15 protein-coding genes are annotated in these 17,716 nt (G+C 41.1%); 8 read left to right on the forward strand and 7 right to left on the reverse strand.

All coding sequences use genetic code 11. The features are described 5' to 3' along the window. Nucleotides 1-14: 14 nt before the first annotated feature. From G3567_RS11100 to G3567_RS11115, 4 genes are all read left to right on the forward strand, one after another. Nucleotides 15-2,411 (forward strand): efflux RND transporter permease subunit, encoded by a 2,397-nt coding sequence (locus tag G3567_RS11100; protein ID WP_164005402.1) that lies wholly within the window; start codon nucleotides 15-17, stop codon nucleotides 2,409-2,411. Continuing rightward, nucleotides 2,411-3,136, forward strand: coding sequence for a tRNA1(Val) (adenine(37)-N6)-methyltransferase (locus tag G3567_RS11105; protein ID WP_235923578.1), 726 nt, complete (start codon nucleotides 2,411-2,413; stop codon nucleotides 3,134-3,136). The genes G3567_RS11100 and G3567_RS11105 overlap by 1 nt, the downstream gene beginning before the upstream one ends. Nucleotides 3,137-3,223: 87 nt before the next feature. Next, nucleotides 3,224-4,402, forward strand: coding sequence for an acyl-CoA dehydrogenase family protein (locus tag G3567_RS11110; RefSeq protein ID WP_164005403.1), 1,179 nt, complete (start codon nucleotides 3,224-3,226; stop codon nucleotides 4,400-4,402). A 90-nt stretch (nucleotides 4,403-4,492) separates the two neighbouring features. Further along, a complete protein-coding gene (locus tag G3567_RS11115; protein ID WP_164005404.1) occupies nucleotides 4,493-5,275 on the forward strand; it encodes a DUF3050 domain-containing protein in 783 nt (260 codons plus the stop codon). Between the two features lie 150 nt (nucleotides 5,276-5,425). Here G3567_RS11115 and G3567_RS11120 read toward each other — a convergent pair whose 3' ends face one another. From G3567_RS11120 to G3567_RS11145, 6 genes are all read right to left on the reverse strand, one after another. Continuing rightward, complete coding sequence (locus tag G3567_RS11120) at nucleotides 5,426-5,755, reverse strand: 2Fe-2S iron-sulfur cluster-binding protein (RefSeq protein WP_164005405.1); 330 nt, start codon at nucleotides 5,753-5,755, stop codon at nucleotides 5,426-5,428. Between the two features lie 167 nt (nucleotides 5,756-5,922). Then, on the reverse strand, nucleotides 5,923-6,456 hold the full coding sequence (locus G3567_RS11125; RefSeq protein WP_164005406.1) for an OmpH family outer membrane protein: 534 nt from the start codon (nucleotides 6,454-6,456) through the stop codon (nucleotides 5,923-5,925). A gap of 96 nt (nucleotides 6,457-6,552) precedes the next feature. Further along, nucleotides 6,553-7,614: an NAD(P)/FAD-dependent oxidoreductase gene (locus tag G3567_RS11130; RefSeq protein WP_164005407.1), complete on the reverse strand. Its 1,062-nt coding sequence runs from the start codon at nucleotides 7,612-7,614 to the stop codon at nucleotides 6,553-6,555. 36 nt (nucleotides 7,615-7,650) lie between these two features. Then, complete coding sequence (locus G3567_RS11135) at nucleotides 7,651-7,905, reverse strand: NifU family protein (RefSeq protein WP_205521226.1); 255 nt, start codon at nucleotides 7,903-7,905, stop codon at nucleotides 7,651-7,653. Then, a complete protein-coding gene (locus G3567_RS11140; RefSeq protein WP_164005409.1) occupies nucleotides 7,905-9,050 on the reverse strand; it encodes an Mrp/NBP35 family ATP-binding protein in 1,146 nt (381 codons plus the stop codon). The genes G3567_RS11135 and G3567_RS11140 overlap by 1 nt, the downstream gene beginning before the upstream one ends. A gap of 137 nt (nucleotides 9,051-9,187) precedes the next feature. Next, entirely contained in the window at nucleotides 9,188-10,165 is a 978-nt protein-coding gene (locus G3567_RS11145) for a LuxE/PaaK family acyltransferase (protein WP_164005410.1), read from the reverse strand. A 659-nt stretch (nucleotides 10,166-10,824) separates the two neighbouring features. Between G3567_RS11145 and G3567_RS11150 the strand changes: the two genes are divergently transcribed. The 4 genes from G3567_RS11150 to G3567_RS11165 all read left to right on the forward strand — a co-directional run bounded on the left by G3567_RS11150 (nucleotide 10,825) and on the right by G3567_RS11165 (nucleotide 16,700). Further along, nucleotides 10,825-11,892, forward strand: coding sequence for a hypothetical protein (locus G3567_RS11150; RefSeq protein WP_235923579.1), 1,068 nt, complete (start codon nucleotides 10,825-10,827; stop codon nucleotides 11,890-11,892). Nucleotides 11,893-11,979: 87 nt separating this feature from the next. Continuing rightward, entirely contained in the window at nucleotides 11,980-14,817 is a 2,838-nt protein-coding gene (locus G3567_RS11155) for a TonB-dependent receptor (protein WP_164005412.1), read from the forward strand. Nucleotides 14,818-14,937: 120 nt separating this feature from the next. Further along, nucleotides 14,938-15,624, forward strand: a complete 687-nt coding sequence (locus tag G3567_RS11160; RefSeq protein WP_164005413.1) for a response regulator transcription factor — start codon at nucleotides 14,938-14,940, stop codon at nucleotides 15,622-15,624. Continuing rightward, nucleotides 15,621-16,700: a sensor histidine kinase gene (locus G3567_RS11165; protein WP_164005414.1), complete on the forward strand. Its 1,080-nt coding sequence runs from the start codon at nucleotides 15,621-15,623 to the stop codon at nucleotides 16,698-16,700. The genes G3567_RS11160 and G3567_RS11165 overlap by 4 nt, the downstream gene beginning before the upstream one ends. On the opposite strand, the gene G3567_RS11170 is transcribed toward G3567_RS11165, so the two are convergent. Next, nucleotides 16,639-17,703: a glycosyltransferase gene (locus tag G3567_RS11170; protein WP_164005415.1), complete on the reverse strand. Its 1,065-nt coding sequence runs from the start codon at nucleotides 17,701-17,703 to the stop codon at nucleotides 16,639-16,641. The genes G3567_RS11165 and G3567_RS11170 overlap by 62 nt on opposite strands. Nucleotides 17,704-17,716 lie beyond the last annotated feature (13 nt).

The following is a 17,716-nucleotide window of genomic DNA, read 5'->3' on the forward strand; positions in this document are numbered from 1 at the left end:
TCATATCTTACGACATGCAAAAGGTTTTTAGCTTTGGTTTTTGGAATTTCATCGCCAGCAGAATTTTGAGAAACAGAATTGTAATCATTCTCATTCTTCTGGGAGTTACGGTTTTTCTGGCCTTCCAGTGGCAACACATGAAATTTTCTTATTCTGAAGCCAATATGCTTCCAGATGATGCGCCAATCAATCAGCAATACGCAGAGTTTGAAGAAAAGTTCGGATCTGATGGTAATGTGATTATGCTGGCCACAGACGATCCCGATTTATTTACCCCAGAAAACTTTAAGGCCTGGGCAAAGCTCGCCGATACCTTAGCTACTTTTCCTGAAATAGAATCTGCTATTGGTATCCACAATTTGCAAAAACTTCAGAAACGCGAAGATCCCAAGCGTTTTGAGATGCAGCCAATTATAGAGAGTTATAGCCTTTCTGAAGCACAAATCTCAGCTTACGAAGAGTCCCTGTTTACGGATTATCCATTCTATGACGGACTTATTTACAATTCGGAAAACAGGACTGTACAGACCGTTGCCTACATGAAGGATAGTGTTGTGAACGCTGAAGGTCGGAAGACCTTTATCCTGGACAAATTTATCCCCCTGATAGAATCCTTTAAGGAAGAGAATTCACTCGAGATTCATGTGTCAGGAATGCCTTACGTCCGAACCCTGAATTCTCAAAATATAGTGGATGAAATTCAATGGTTTGTGCTTTCGGCACTTCTGGTGACGTCCTTTATTTTTTTCTTTTTCTTCAGGTCTTTTCGCGCCACGCTTATCTCCATGCTTACGGTTATTATAGGGGTGATGTGGGCTTTTGGTTTTATCGGACTGCTCGGGTTTGAGATTACGGTCCTCACTGCACTCATTCCTCCATTGATTATCATTATTGGAATCCCCAACTGTATCTTTCTGATCAACAAATACCAGCATGAAATAAAAATGCATGGTAACCAGGCGAAATCTCTTCAGCGCGTTATTACCAAAATCGGGAATGCGACGCTGATGACCAATGTGACGACAGCTTCAGGTTTCGCGACCTTTATATTTACCCAAAGTGAACTGCTCAAGGAGTTTGGTATTTTGGCGTCTATTAATATCATAGCCATTTTTATCCTGAGCTTACTCATCATTCCTATTATCTATAGTTATATGCCACGGCCACAGGATAAACACCTAAGGCATCTTGGCAAACAATGGATTGAAGGGTTTGTCGAATGGATTGTAAAAATGGTGAAGCACCGAAGAGTCACTATTTACTTTACCTCTGTCGCCATTTTAGTCGTAAGTATTTTAGGTATTTACAATATTAAAGTCTCAGGGAGCCTGCTGGAAGACATGCCTCAGAGCGCCGATTTTTTTAAAGACATCAAATTTTTTGAAGATAAATTTGATGGCGTGCTCCCGCTGGAAATCATGATCGACACCAAGCGAGAGCAGGGAGTGACCAAGCTGTCTACGCTTAAGAAAATGGATAATTTGAAGTCGGAAATTAACGACATTGAAGAACTTTCCCCGCCTTTGTCTGTCGTGAATCTGGCTAAATACGCCAAGCAGGCTTTTTATAATAACAACCCAAAATATTACCAGCTGCCCACCTCTCAGGAACAGACTTTTATGTCTCCGTACATCAAAAGCATGGAGGATATGGAAGGCGGTTTTTCATCTTTTATAGATTCTACAGGTCAGTTCGCCAGGATGACCATGTTTATGAAGGATGTGACTACCGAGGAGATCTCGAAAATCGAAGCTAAACTGCTTCCTGAAATCGAAAAGATATTTCCCGAGGATCGTTACGAAGTCACCCTGACCGGAAAGGCTTTGGTCTATCAAAAAGGCACTTATTACCTGGTGGACAACCTCATTATTTCCCTGACCCTGGCTATCGTGCTTATCGCATTGTTTATGGCCTGGATGTTTCGTTCATTCAGAATGATTCTGATTTCCCTTATCCCTAATTTATTACCGCTTATCATGACCGCGGGAATGATGGGCATTATTGGGGTTCCCATAAAACCTTCAACCATATTGGTTTTTAGCATTGCCTTTGGAATTAGCGTTGATGATACCATTCACTTTTTAGCCAAATACAGGCAGGAGCTGAAAGCCCGCCACTGGAAAATAAAACAGTCTGTTTATCCCGCCTTAAGGGAAACGACAGTGAGTATGTTTTATACCTCCATCGTTTTGTTTTTTGGTTTTTCGGTGTTTATGATTTCAAGCTTTGGCGGAACCGTCGCCCTTGGTGGACTGGTTTCAGCGACCTTATTGTTTGCGATGCTTGCTAATTTACTACTGCTGCCCTCTTTGCTGCTTTCTTTAGAACGCAGTATTGCTAACAAAAAAACCATGAAGGAGCCACAAATTCAAATTATAGATACGGACGATGATGAAGACGACAAGAACTAATGGGTGATCAGGTATTCCGTTTTAAAGCATTTGATCTAGAGCATTCCAAATCTGCCATGAAGATTGGGACCGATGCAGTATTGCTTGGCGCCTGGACCTCTGTAGATGAGAGAGTCAATTCCATTCTCGACGTTGGGGCAGGTACCGGTATACTGGCAATTCAGCTTGCTCAGCGGTCGTCTGCAGAAACCATAGACGCGGTAGAGATAGATCCCGACGCTTTTGAAGAATGTGTGACCAACTTTGAAAACAGCTCCTGGGGAGACCGCCTGTTTTGTTACCATGCCAGTTTTAATGAGTTTTATTCTGAAATGGAAGAGACCTATGATCTCATCATTTCGAATCCGCCCTTTTTTGGTGAGCAGCCTAAATTTGATGTGCAAAACACAGCCAGAGAAAAGGCCAGGTTTCAAAAGCACCTGAGCTTTGAAGATTTGCTGTTAGGGGTTTCCATACTTTTATCACAACAGGGTCACTTCAGTGTGGTTCTTCCCTTTTCAGAACAGGGGAAATTCATTTCAGTAGCTCGCGAATACCAGCTCTACCCCTCAGATATACTTGAGGTAAGAGGTCAGCCAGCTTCTCCGATCAAGCGAACTCTGATCAAATTCAGAAGACATAAAACAGAATTCATTTCTCGAACTGAACTCATAATTGAACATTCGAGGCATGAATACACGCAGGAATACATCGATTTGGTAAAGGATTTCTATTTAAAAATGTGATTTTTTAAGATTTAGGTAAAATAATAACAAAGCTTCACAGATGTTCAGTTCTGTATTCGTTAAATTTGTAAATAAGAACATTTACTTATGAAACAAGATACCTTTCAAGCCCCGGATTATTACAATATAGATGATATACTCAGCGAAGAACACCGAATGGTTCGCCAGGCGGCCAGAGATTGGGTGAAGCGTGACGTGAGTCCAATCATTGAAGACGCTGCCCAAAAGGCAGAATTCCCTAAATCAATTATTAGTGGTTTAGCCGGAATTGGTGCTTTTGGACCTTATATTCCTGAAGAATATGGCGGTGCAGGTTTAGATCAGATTTCTTACGGATTGATCATGCAGGAAATAGAACGCGGAGATAGTGGGGTTCGCTCCACAGCTTCGGTACAATCCTCTCTGGTCATGTTTCCCATTTATGCCTATGGGACCGAGGAGCAGCGCCAAAAGTTCTTGCCTAAACTGGCCACCGGAGAATTTATGGGCTCGTTTGGACTAACAGAGCCCGACCACGGGTCGAACCCAAGCGGGATGACCACACATTTTGTGGATAAAGGCGATCACTATCTGCTCAACGGCGCCAAAATGTGGATTTCCAACTCCCCGTTTTGCGATGTGGCCGTGGTATGGGCCAAAAATGAGGAAGGAAGAATACACGGATTGATTGTGGAACGTGGGATGGAAGGCTTTTCGACTCCCGAAACCCATAACAAATGGTCGCTGAGAGCTTCTGCTACGGGAGAGCTTATTTTTCAGGACGTGAAAGTGCCAAAAGAAAACCTTTTACCAGGTAAAAGTGGACTTGGAGCACCTTTATCCTGTCTGGATTCTGCCCGTTACGGCATTGCCTGGGGAGCGATAGGCGCAGCGATGGATTGTTACGATACGGCTTTGCGCTACTCCAAAGAACGGATTCAGTTTGGAAAGCCCATTGCCGGGTTTCAGCTTCAGCAAAAGAAACTGGCCGAAATGATAACCGAAATCACCAAAGCCCAACTCCTGGCTCTGCGTTTGGGTCAGCTTAAAAATGAAGGTAAAGCGACTACTGCTCAAATTTCTATGGCCAAGCGTAACAACGTGGACATGGCGATTACTATTGCCAGAGAAGCCAGACAAATCCTTGGAGGAATGGGAATCACAGGGGAATACAGCATCATGCGTCATATGATGAACCTGGAAAGTGTGATTACCTATGAAGGCACGCATGATATCCACTTGCTGATTACAGGATTGGATATTACCGGGATTTCAGCTTTTAAATAGTAGTTAGCACATTCAAAATTAACGTTTAAATAAAAGAGTCAGTAAAGTTTAATTTCCATTGACTCTTTATTTTTACAAAAAAATGAAGCAATGCAGGTAACGAAACTCAAGGAAAATTTAAAAGACTTAAGATCACAGCTTATAGACCATAAACTCTACAAAAGCGTGGAATCCCCACAGGATTTACAGATTTTCATGAAGCACCATGTGTTTGCGGTCTGGGATTTTATGTCATTGCTAAAATCCCTTCAAACGCAGTTGACCTGTACCACTTCACCCTGGATGCCTAAAGGGAACCCAAAGCACCGCTACCTGATCAATGAAATTGTTTTAGCTGAAGAAACCGATCTGAACTCTGAAGGCGAACGCCAGAGTCATTTCGAGATGTATCTCGATGCTATGAAAAGCGCAGAGGCTTCTACGGCGCAGGTGATGGATTTTGTCAGCCAGGTTCAGCATGGAACCGATATCTTTTTGGTGATTTCTGCCAGCGACCTGCCAGCAAGTGTCAAGGCCTTTTTAATCTTTACCTTCAATACCATACAACGTGGCAAAGCCCATGAAGTCGCCGCCTGTTTTACGTTTGGCAGAGAGGAGCTCATTCCCGACATGTTTACCTCTATCATCGGTGAGATCCAGAAAAATTTTCCTGAGAAGGATCTGAGTCTTTTCAAATACTACTTTGACAGGCATATCGAACTGGATGAAGATGAGCACGGGCCTATGGCTCTCGAATTGATCTCTGCTTTATGTGGTGATGACGAGCAGAAGTGGAAAGAAGTCGAGGTCTGTTCCAGAGAAGCTTTGGAAAAGCGACTTGGCCTCTGGGACGGGATAGTCAAAGAAATCGAGTATTACAAGGCGATTGCCTAGGGTGTAGGACTGTTACACAAGAGCCTGCCTGACGGCAAAGGTTGGCGTGACGCTCGCGCCAGCATTGGGGATTATAATTACCCTGACTTTTACCTTTAATTTATTCGAATAAATTATTTTGACTACTGACTACTGACTACTGACTACTGACTACTCCTCGCTCGGAGCCAGTTCCACCTGAAGCCCTCCAAGATCTTCAGTAATGTGAATTTGGCAGCTCAATCTGCTGTTGTCCCTGACAAAAAATGCTTCCGATAGCATAGCTTCCTCATCGTCTTCTTTTTCTGGAAGTTCGGTATCAGACTGGACATAACACTGGCAGGATGCACACATGGCCATACCTCCGCAAATCCCGATGCTTCCTTCCGGAGCGAGTTCGTAAGAGCGAATCACTTCCATCAGATTCATCGCCATATCTGTAGGAGCATCTACCTGATGTGAAGTGCCTTCTCTGTCTATAATTGTGATTTTTACATCCATGACTTAAACTAAAATCTGAGATGCAAAACTAAAGAATTGATTCCTCATGTTTCCTTTAAATGGTAAAATTTCAGCGGGAATTTTTGTAAAGCCAGTCAGGCTCACTTTACAGGCAATCTTTTGATGTCTCAGGCAGTTGAACAAAAAAATTCGAACTTGTAATTCTGTTAGTTTTGCTCTTCTTCCATTTCTTTTTCAAACGTAGAAATACTCCGGTTTAAAGCTGTTTTCAGTTGAATAATTTCGGATTTCAACTCTTCCTTTTTTTCACCAGTGGCCTTTTTATAGTCCTCCAGTTTTTTATTTAGCTCAGCTTTTCTATCCGCTATGTTTTGCTTTTCGTCCTCAAACTGGTTCTGAAGGTCAGCACTTAGGGTATTGTAATTTTCTATGACGTCATTGGTGCTGGCCTCAATATCCTTTTCCATTTTTTCGATATTGTCGCTTAGGTTATCCCACTTTTCAGCAGTGTATGCTTTGGAGACCTGTATAACGTCCTCCATCTCTCTTTGGATGTCTTCAGAAGAAGTGTTACTATCTTTGTTTGAAGTATTGCAGGACCACAGAAGGGAGGTTAGAAGGACGGCTGCAGCTATTGAGTTCAGCGGATTCCTTCTTCTTATAAACGATTCTGATGTGGCTGTAGGGGTTTGTTTTGATGCCGGTTTATCTATGCAATGTTCCTGAGTGTTCATATTCATGATTTTTATTTTAGAATTAAAATTTAAGTTAAGCCGAAAGGATCTAAAAAAAGTGGGTTGACTCTAAAAAATTCTAAATTCAAACCGGTGATATATTTAATCAATACTTCTGATCACTGATTTTGGCGCTTCCTTTTTGGTCCCGTCAAATCCAGTGACACCGCCAACCGTGGTGTACTTTAATACATTGCGTTTGTTGGGATGGATTTTAGCAAAGGCACTTTGACACATCAGTGTAGCTTCATGAAATCCACACAGAATCAACTTCAGTTTACCCGGATAGGTGTTCACATCTCCAATCGCGTAAATTCCCGGAATATTGGTTTGATAATCAAGGGTATTATCGACTTTGATGGCATTTTTTTCTATTTCCAGCCCCCAGTCTGCTATGGGGCCCAGTTTTGGAGATAAACCAAATAAAGGTATAAAGTAATCGGTTTCTAAGCTATAATCCTCTTCTGGATTATTATTCTTTCTGATGGAAACGGATTCCAGATGTTCGTCACCGTGAACGTCTACGATTTCAGCTGGAGTAATCAATTTAATTTTGCCGATGTCTTTGAGCTCTTTGACACGGTCTACCGATTCTAAAGCGCCTCTGAATTCATTCCTTCTGTGCACCAAAGTCACTTCGGAAGCAACGTCGGCCAGATAAATGCTCCAGTCCAGGGCAGAATCTCCTCCGCCTGCAATCACTACAGATTTGTCCCGGAATTGCTCGGGGTCTTTTACCATATAATGAATGCCCTTGTTCTCAAATTTAGAAATATTGTTAATAGGTGGTTTTCTGGGTTCGAAACTGCCCAGCCCGCCAGCTATAGCGACAATAGGAGCGTGGTGTTTTGTTCCTTCGTCGGTGGTTACTATAAAGCTGCCATCTTCCTGTCTTTCGATATCCTGAGCTCTTTCGCCGAGCGTAAATCCAGGCTGAAAGGATTTGATTTGTTCCATCAGGTTATCTACCAGTTGTCCGGCTTTCACTTCCGGAAAACCAGGGATATCATAGATAGGTTTTTTGGGATACAATTCAGACAATTGCCCCCCGGGTTGTGGAAGGGCATCAATAATATGACATTTGAGTTTCAATAATCCTGCTTCAAATACAGTAAAAAGTCCTGTAGGTCCAGCTCCAATAATGAGAATATCCGTTTTGATCATATCAAAATCTACTTGTAATTTTTTATTTCTTTTTGATTAAGCCAGTTGATCGGCTTTAACATTGATGACCTCTTTGATTTGAGGCGCGTGTTTTTTAATCGTCATTTCAACTCCAGACTTCAGAGTCATTTGGTTGACCGTACAATCCACGCAAGTTCCCATAAGCTGAACTTTTACCAGTGAATCGTCTTCGATTGAAATCAACTCGATATCTCCGCCATCACTTTTTAAAAAAGGACGAATTTCATCCAGAGCGGTTTCAATGCTTCTTCTTAATTCTTGACCAGTCATCATATTTTTTTATTTTTTACAGCACTACATCCAGCCATCGTTGTAATTTTTATAGCTTCTGTAGGCGGCAAGTTCTTATTTCTATTCACCACTTCTTGTACAGTGTTTCTTGTCAGTTCAGCAAAAGATTCGCTCAGTGCTGTTCCCTTTTGCAAGGCTGCCGGACGACCAATATCTCCCGATTCTCTCAGGCTCTGTACCAGTGGAATTTCTCCCAGAAATGGAACGCCCAGATCTTCGGCAAGGTATTTGGCTCCCTTTTCTCCAAATATATAATACTTATTGTCAGGTAATTCAGCAGGAGTAAAGTAAGCCATATTTTCACAAATTCCTAAAACGGGAACATTGATGCTTTCCTGTTGAAACATCGACACGGCTTTCTTGGCATCTGCCAGGGCTACATTTTGAGGGGTACTCACAATCAGCGCACCTGTAATGGGCATGGATTGCATGATGGACAGGTGGATATCTCCGGTTCCGGGAGGCAGATCTACAAGTAAAAAGTCGAGCTCTCCCCAGTCGGCATCAAAAATCATCTGATTGAGGGCTTTGGCGGCCATAGGGCCTCTCCAGATCACCGCCTGATCCGGCTTTGTGAAAAATCCGATAGAAAGCAGTTTGACCCCGTAACTTTCGATAGGTTTCATCTTAGACTTCCCGTCTTTGGTTACAGAAAGCGGCTTTTCATTGGCCACATCAAACATGATAGGACCGGAAGGGCCGTAAATATCGGCATCCAGTAAGCCTACTTTAAATCCAAGATTGGACAAGGTTACTGCAAGATTGGCGGTTACTGTAGATTTACCTACACCCCCTTTTCCTGAAGCTACGGCAATGATATTCTGAATCCCGGGAATCGGTTTCCCTTTGATTTCATTGACGTTTTTTTTCTGTGGGGCTTCCACACTGATTTTAACTTCAACTTTAGCTTTTTTGTAGACATGCTCATGAATGGCTTTCATGACATCTACTTCAGCGCGTTTTTTGATGTGAAGCGCTGGTGTAGAAAGCTTTAGATCTACAATCACTTCATCGCCGAAGGTCACTATGTTTTGCAAAGCACCACTATCCACTATATTTTGGCCTTCACCAGCAATACTAATGGTTTCTAGTGCCTTTTTTATATCGTCTTTATTGAGTTTCATAAATTAATTAATTCTAATTAAGATTTAATCTAAATGCAAATATACAAGTTAATCCTCTATTTGCTTGTTATTGAAGTGGTTTTAGGTAGATTCTTAGGGATAAATTAACGACTTGAAAAGCATTCAGAATTCAAGTTCTACAGCACAAGTAGATTGCAGCCTCGTATATCACTTTGGTCGAATCTGCCGAGAATTTCAAATTCATCGGAGTTGATTTGCTTTCCCAAATCCTGAGTGGCTATAAATGCACAGGAATCTGTATTGGCTAAATCGATGACATTAATCCCTCCCGTTTTTCCAGGGTTGAGGTAGTGAAAAGGATCTTCGGTATCCCGAATGAGAATCTTCATATGAGGCGGACTTTCAAATCTGCTTTGGCCTTTGGAATAGGCCTGAGATAAGAGTTCTGTCATGCCATACTCGCTATGGATATGATCAACCCCAAAGCCTTGACTTAAAATTTCATGGAGTTCCTGGCGAATCATCTCTTTACGTCGTCCTTTCATGCCGCCGGTTTCCATGATTATGGTATTTTTCAGCTGAAAAGTATGGGTCTCAACCAGATCCAGTAAGGCAAAGGAAACACCGATAAGCAGTATTTTTTTTCCAGACTTGTCGAGTCTGATGAGGGTGTCAGACAATTGATCTAATGCATGGAGATAAAATCCGCTTTCTTCCGACTCGCTTTCCTTGATGAAGTGATCCACCATATAAATTAAAGAGGATCCTTCGCGTTCCAGGTAAGAAGGCAGAAGGCCTAAAACCACAAAATCTGAAATATTTCCGTAGAAAAGCTCGAAGGTTTTTGTAAAGCTTTCTATGTAGAGGCTGAGGTTTTTGACATGGTGCTGACTTTGAACCTGGCCAGTAGTTCCGCTGCTTAAGAAGGTGATTTCAGGAGTGAAATGTCCGGTTTTTACGTCATGCGTTTTAAAAAACTGTATGGGTAAAAAAGGAATATCTGGAATTGACCTGACCTCCTGAGGATTGACGCTGAGATGGTCGCAAAATTCTTTATAGACTCCGTTGGATTGGTATTGCTTCTGAAATACGTCTAGCGCAGCATTTTCAAATTCTTTTTCTGATTTTATATGGAAAGGGAAACTGGAATTCATACCTCAAAATGAAATTCAAAAGTAATAAAAAAGCAGCCTAATCGAGACCTGCTTTTGTTTTAAAACAAAAGCAGTGTATTTAAGTTCGGTTTCTATACCTGCTGCATAAGACTGCATTTTTGTATTACTACAGACAGGTATGAATTCAATCACCTGCTTTTTACAGTTTTTGATATGCTGTCAGATTTACGATATCCTGAAAAAACAAGACAGATTTACAGCGCAGTCTTAAGTGGAGTAAATCCGGGATTTAACTCTTGGTTAAACTTTGAATCTTCTTTTTTCCCTTTATCCATAGTAGTTCATGATGTAGCAGGATTTCCAAGGTTAAGTTTAGATTAAGAGAATACTTATCTGTTAATCAAGATGCAATCTTTTGTTAACCTGCACATAACACCGAAACTTTCTTCTCCATGTAAGTTTGCTTCATCAAAACAATTAAAACCATTAAAATGAAAAAAATATTTTTATCTGCAACTGTTTTAGCTTCGCTTCTTTTAGTTTCCTGCTCAAGCGATGATGATGCTCCTATAAGCCCAGAACAACCTCCTGTAGGTGAGGAAATTACTGTTTTCGGGACTATAGAGGAAGATCAGACCTGGACCAAAGACAAAGTTTACATCTTAGACGGGAAAGTCGTTGTTGATGGTGGTGCAACCTTGACGATTGATGCAGGTACTGTTATAAAAGGGGCTCAGGGTCAGCAAACACAAGCTTCTGCTTTAATTGTGGATAGAGATGCAACTTTAAATGCAAATGGTACTGCTCAAGAGCCGATTATCTTTACTTCTATTTTGGACGAAATTATGCCAGGTGAGGTTGTAAGTCCTAACCTTACAGTAGATGACAGAGGTCTTTGGGGAGGTGTTATCATATTAGGGAATGCGCCTTCTTCCTTTGAAGGGGACGCTACTGAAGAATTAATCGAAGGTATTCCAGCTAACTCAGGATTTGGATTGTACGGAGGAACTGACCCTGCAGACAGCTCTGGAAACATCGAGTACATCTCTATACGTCATGGTGGAGCAAACATTGGTGAGGGAAACGAAATCAATGGATTAACCCTTGGTGGAGTTGGTAACGGTACAGTAATCAACCATATAGAAGTGATCGCTAACTTAGATGATGGTGTTGAGTTCTTCGGAGGAACTGTTAATGCTTCAAATATCGTAGTCTGGGGTGTTGGCGATGATGCTATAGACATCGATCAGGCATACAGTGGTACAATTACCAATGCAGCAGTAGTGATGAATAACGTTTCTGACCATGGTTTAGAAATTGACGGACCAGAAGGTTCTGCTACCGGAATGTACACTCTTCAGGACATAACTATTTTCTCAGACGATTCTGAAACTAATGCTAATTCAGGAAACAGAGAATATGCTCAATTCCGCTCCAGCGCCATGGGTACTAACAACAACATATTATTAGTTGGTGGATTACCAGATTCAGATTTCACATTACAGGATAACCAAGGTGTTGCTGACAATTACAACAGTGGAGATCTTACTTTTTCCAATATACAAATTGTACCTCCAGCAGGTGTGACTGATATTTCTACACTATTTACAGATGCTTCAGGACTTACATCTTTTCAGGATGACGCTACAGGCGCTAATGGGTTTGTTTCGGTAGTCGCCGACACAGGTGCAGCTACTGTAGGTGCGGACCTGGGAGTTTTTGGATGGACTTGGGTGTCTGAAGCAGCTTCTGCTTTAGGTTTTTAGTATTGAATATAGACTCTAAATACATACAGGATATTGCTCGGTTTTTTCAAGCCGGGCAATATGGTTATAAATTATAATATGCAAAATATGTTCAGATTTTTTAAGATTACATCAATTCTGTTTTTTAGTATAGGCTTGTTTTCAGTCTCTGCGCAAAACGGAAAAATAGAAGGTAAAATTTTAGATGGAGAGTTAGACGATGTTCTCCCATTTGCCAACGTCACAATCGTAGGAACCAATAAAGGGAGTACATCAGATTTTGATGGATTGTATTCCATTGCAGTGGAACCTGGAACTTACACCCTTTCATTTTCGTTTGTCGGTTATCAAACGAAAGAAATTACAGAGGTGGTTGTCAAAGAAAATGAAACAACACGACTTGACGTCACTTTAAAGTCTGCTGCAGACAACTTGCAGGAGGTTATTGTAACTACAACGGCGAGGAGAAATACAGAAGCTTCAGTATTGAACCTGCAACGAAAGTCCGTTAAGGTTTCAGATGGTATGTCCTTAGAAGGGATAAGACGAACAGGTGCCAATGACGTTGCCTCTGCCGTTAAAAATATACCAGGGGTATCTGTCCAGGGAGGTAAATATGTTTTTGTGAGAGGCCTTGGCGACAGGTATACAAAATCTATACTTAATGGTATGGATATTCCAGGTCTGGATCCCGATAGAAATACCCTTCAAATGGATGTTATTCCGTCCAGTATTATTGAAAATATAGTCGTTTCAAAAACGGCTACTGCAGATATGCCCGCAGACTTTACAGGTGGCGTAGTGAATGTCGTTACCAAAGATTTTCCTTCACGTGAAACCTATAGTGTAAGTGCAGGCGGATCTTATAACTTTGATATGCATTTCAATTCAGATTATCTACAGGGAAACACCTCTCCTACAGACTTTTTAGGCATTGATAATGGAGAAAGAGATTTGCCTATTCCACAAGAACTGAGTATTCCGGCCCCGGTGGGTAGGGGATTGAATAGTGATGGCGTGAGTGTGACAGAGGTTACCAATCGTTTTGATAAAAAACTTGCTGCAGATAGAACCACAAGCCCCGCAAATTTCAATTTTAGCTTCTCAGCGGGGAATAGTTATGAGGTAGGTGAAAAGAATAACAAATTTGGATATCTGGCCAATGTTTCCTATAGAAATACTACAGAATACTTTGAGCAATTGGAACAAAACTTCTTTTTCAAACCTATTTCATTATCAGAAACTGAATTAACGCCAAACAGGACTCAAACCGGTGATGTTGGGATCAATAACGTTCTCATAAGCGGTTTAGCAGGTCTGTCTTATAAAACAGAAAAATCTAAATACAGCTTCAATGTTTTACATCTTCAAAATGGAATTTCGAGAGCCGGTAAATTTAGAACCTTCACCTTTATCCAGGACGATATTGAAGTGGTAAGAGACAACATAGAATATACAGAGAAATCTATTACCAATTTCAATCTTTCGGGTTCTCACGTCAATGAAGATGCTTCCTGGGAAACAGAATGGGCGTTATCCCCTAGTTTTTCTAATATAAACGACAAAGACGTACGCGTTACACCTTTTGAAGTTATTGGGGAAGATCAGTTTTCAATTCGCCCGAGTACAGCTGGTGCTCCACAGCGTTTGTGGAGGGATTTGGAAGAGTTCAACTTGTCAGGTAAATTAGACCTTACCAAAAGGCATGAGCTTTTTGGAAGGTCAGCTAATCTGAAATTTGGTACAGGCTACACGTTTAAGGAAAGGAACTTCAGAATTAATAATTACAATATTCTGGTTAAAGGTTCTACAGTAACCCCTATTGAAGGCGATGCGGACCGACTTTTACTTCCTGAAAATATTTGGGTACCAGAGACCAACAGTGGAACCTATATACAAGGTAATTTTGAGCCGGCAAACAATTTTGAGTCTTATTCAACTGTAGCTTCTGCTTACATTTCTGAAGAGTTTAATATTACAGAAAAGCTAAAAAGTGTTTTGGGCTTAAGGTTTGAGAATTACCAACTGAATTATACGGGTGTCAACAACCAGGGAACGCTCGATCTTAATGATGAACAAATTTTAGATCAAGCTGATTTTTTCCCGTCTGCAAATCTTATTTATGCTTTAAATGATCAAACCAATTTAAGGGCGTCTTATTACGAAACCACGGCAAGACCATCTTTTAAAGAAGCCTCTATTGCACAAATTTTTGATCCTTTAAGCGATATTACTTTTATAGGTAATATCGATATTCAGCCTTCTTATATCAACAATTATGACTTGCGCTACGAGCGATATGGAGAAAACGGTCAATTGTTTGCTGTGAGTGCTTTTTATAAATCATTCAATGATCCTATAGAACTTGTGGCATTCCCTGAAGCCCCTAATAACCTTCAGCCACAAAACGTAAATTCTGCAGATGTTTATGGAGTTGAATTGGAAATAAGAAAGGATTTTGGTTTTATTGCTGAAGACTTAAGAAAATTCAGCGTCAACGCTAACGTTTCTATAATCGAATCTGTTGTACAGATGTCTGAGCAGGAATTTGAATCCAGACAACTTGCTGCAAGAGAGGGGCAAACCATAGATGATGAAAGGGATCTTCAAGGGCAGTCTCCATACCTCGTAAACATCGGTTTAAGATACGATGATGACGAAAAAGGCTGGCAAGGCGGTTTGTTTTACAACGTACAAGGAGAAACTCTTGAGGTTGTAGGTATAAGAAACGTTCCAGATGCTTACACGCAGCCCTTCCATAACATGAGTTTTAGATTGTCTAAAACTTTTGGAGAGGAAAAGCAGTCTTCTGTAAATTTTGGATTTAGTAATATATTAAATGATGTTATTGAAACGAATTACAATTCATTTCAGGCAGAGTCCAGAATTTACTCTAGAAGAGATCCGGGACAACAGATTTCTTTGGGATACTCCTATAGTTTTTAAATGGGTATGATATAATTTACTTAAAAGCTGCTCTGAAAAGAGCAGCTTTTTTTGTGTTTATTCTTAACTTTAAGCTAATATTCAAAACCTTAAATTTGTAAAGAACAAAAGCACTAACTCATGAAAAAATCTGATATCACTATACTTGTTGTGGATGACGATCCGGATATCCTGGAGATTCTAAGCTACAATTTAAACGCTGAAGGCTACAAAGTCGTCACTGCCGAAAATGGAGTGGAAGCCGTTAAAAAGGCAAAAAAGAAGAAGCCTCAGTTAGTGATTTTGGATGTGATGATGCCAGAAATGGATGGGATAGAAGCCTGTGAGCAAATTCGGGAAACCAAAGGTTTGGAAAACACACTCATCACGTTTTTAACCGCAAGAGGGGAGGATTATTCTCAGGTAGCAGGATTTGACGCCGGAGCCGATGATTATATCACTAAACCGGTAAGACCTAAAGTACTGATGAGTAAAGTCAAAGCCTTATTAAGACGTTTCAAATCCGGTGCTCCAGATCAGAAGATTTATGAAATTGGCGATATCACCATCAATAGAGATGAATATAAAATCACCAGTCAGGGGACAGAGATGACCTTGCCCAGAAAAGAATTTGAATTGCTATCTTTACTCACTTCAGAACCCAATAAAGTCTTCAAAAGGGATGATATTTTAAACACGGTCTGGGGGAATGAAGTCGTGGTAGGTGGGAGAACCATCGATGTCCACATTCGAAAGTTGAGAGAAAAATTGGGCGACGATAAATTCAAAACAGTGAAAGGCGTCGGCTATAAGTTTGTTCATGAATGAGTAAAAAATTCAAAAGATCCTATAAGTTTGCCCTGAACACCTCTTCCTACATCACTCTTTTTCTTACAGGGCTGGTGACCTTATACGAGTATATTCAACTGGAAGTCAATTTGGCTTCTATTTTTGTTTTTGCCCTGGTCTGTTTTGTATTTTCATTTCTGATTATTCAGTTGAGAATTGAATATTTTATCTACAAGCGGGTAAAATCGATTTACGACAGTGTTTCTTTACTGGACAAATCTTCGCTGAGCAGTCAGCGGACGACCTCTGATATGAAAACCCTGACCGAGGAAGTGGAGCGTTTTGCAAAAGGTAAAAAGCTCGAAATTGAAACGCTCAAAGTGAGGGAAAACTACAGGAAAGAATTTATAGGCAATGTGTCTCACGAGTTAAAAACCCCTTTGTTTACAGTGCAGGGCTATATACTTACGCTTCTGGATGGGGCCATTAAAGATAAAAAAGTAAGAAAAAAATACCTCAATAGAGCTAGCAAAGGGGTGGATAGACTGATCTATATCGTCAAAGATCTGGATATGATTACCAAGCTGGAAACCGGCGATCTTAATCTTTACATAGAAACCTTCGATCTTGTGGATCTTGTAGAAAGCGTCTTCGATTTACTGGAGATGAAGTCTGCCAAAAAAGAAATAAGCCTGAGCTTCGATAAAGCCTATGCGCCTATCTATGTAGAAGGGGATAAAGAGCGGATACAGCAGGTGGTGACGAATCTTATTGTCAATTCTATCAAGTATGGCAAGAAGGGAGGAACCTCTGAGATCAGTTTTGATGAGGTGAAAAATTCAAAAATCATGCTGCGTGTCACCGATAACGGGGAGGGCATCGAAAAGGAACATATCCCAAGACTTTTTGAACGTTTCTTTAGAGTCGATAAAACGGGGTCCAGGCGGGAAGGTGGCTCAGGACTGGGACTCTCGATTGTTAAGCACATTATGGAAGCCCATAATGAGCAGGTCTATGTGGATAGCGTTTACGGGATTGGCAGCGAATTCTCCTTCACGCTTCCAAAGTCTGCCGAAATGCCGGAAGAGGAAACCGAGGCCACTCTTCAGAATTAAATCCGGAATACATCTCCAGGTTTTCCAGGTCAGTCGTTTTAAATTTCTTCTGGGAAGAACATGGAGCAATTTTCTGTTTCTCCAGTCGATCTGCCAGATATTCCTGCTCCCCCTGATGCGGGGTAGGGACAAAAAACACGGTTTTACCCAAACAGGCCATATCCATTACCGAAGAATAGCCCGATCTGCAAATCACGATCCTGGCGCTGCAAATCAAGGTGTTGAGTTCCCGAGATTTCAGATGGTTATAAACGCTGAGGTGTGGCGGTAAGTTTTGAAGGACGTCTTGATTGTAGACGCCTCGAACAATCACACAGGTTTTGGAAGTGAGTTTTATGAACGATTCTATGAGTTTCTCTTCAAACTGGGTACGAAGGGGTTCCGGACCGGAAATAACCGCCAGATAATCTATTTTTTCTTCAAGTTCTAAGGTTTTAAACCGGCTCAAAACACCAATTCGCTTCACGGGTACATTTACCTGTTTCGATAGACTTAAAATTCCGCTCAGAGAAGGAGTCGTATCCGTGTCTGGCACCCAGACCTCAGCAAAGCGGTTGAGTTGTTTAGCATTGAAATAGGAAGAACTATAAGAAAATAAACCTGCTTTAAATTGAAGTTGGTGACAGAGGATTACAGACCTCACTTTCTTGGAGTAAGCGCCAAATCTATGATCTGAAAGGATAAGGTCTACTCCGTGTTTATCGACGTATGCTTCAACCAGATCCTCGTCCATAAGTGCTCTTTTCTGAAGTCCAATGCCCTGCAGCACCAATTTAAGATAAAAATAAAAACCAAAGCTTGAATAGGTCACCTGACTTGAATGTAATTCCAAAACTTCAAGTTCAGGAAATTCGTCTTTCAGCAATTGCAGGGCGTTTCCATCTGAAGCCAGGCTTACTTTGGAGCCCTGGTTCAGAAAATAGCGGATGACAGGGATACACCTTGTAGCGTGGCCCAGCCCCCAGTTAAGCGGGGAAACTAAAACATGACGGGGAAAAGCCATAATAGAAGATTTT

Source organism: Psychroflexus aurantiacus (genome assembly GCF_010820555.1).
Classification (GTDB): Bacteria; Bacteroidota; Bacteroidia; order Flavobacteriales; family Flavobacteriaceae; genus Psychroflexus; species Psychroflexus aurantiacus.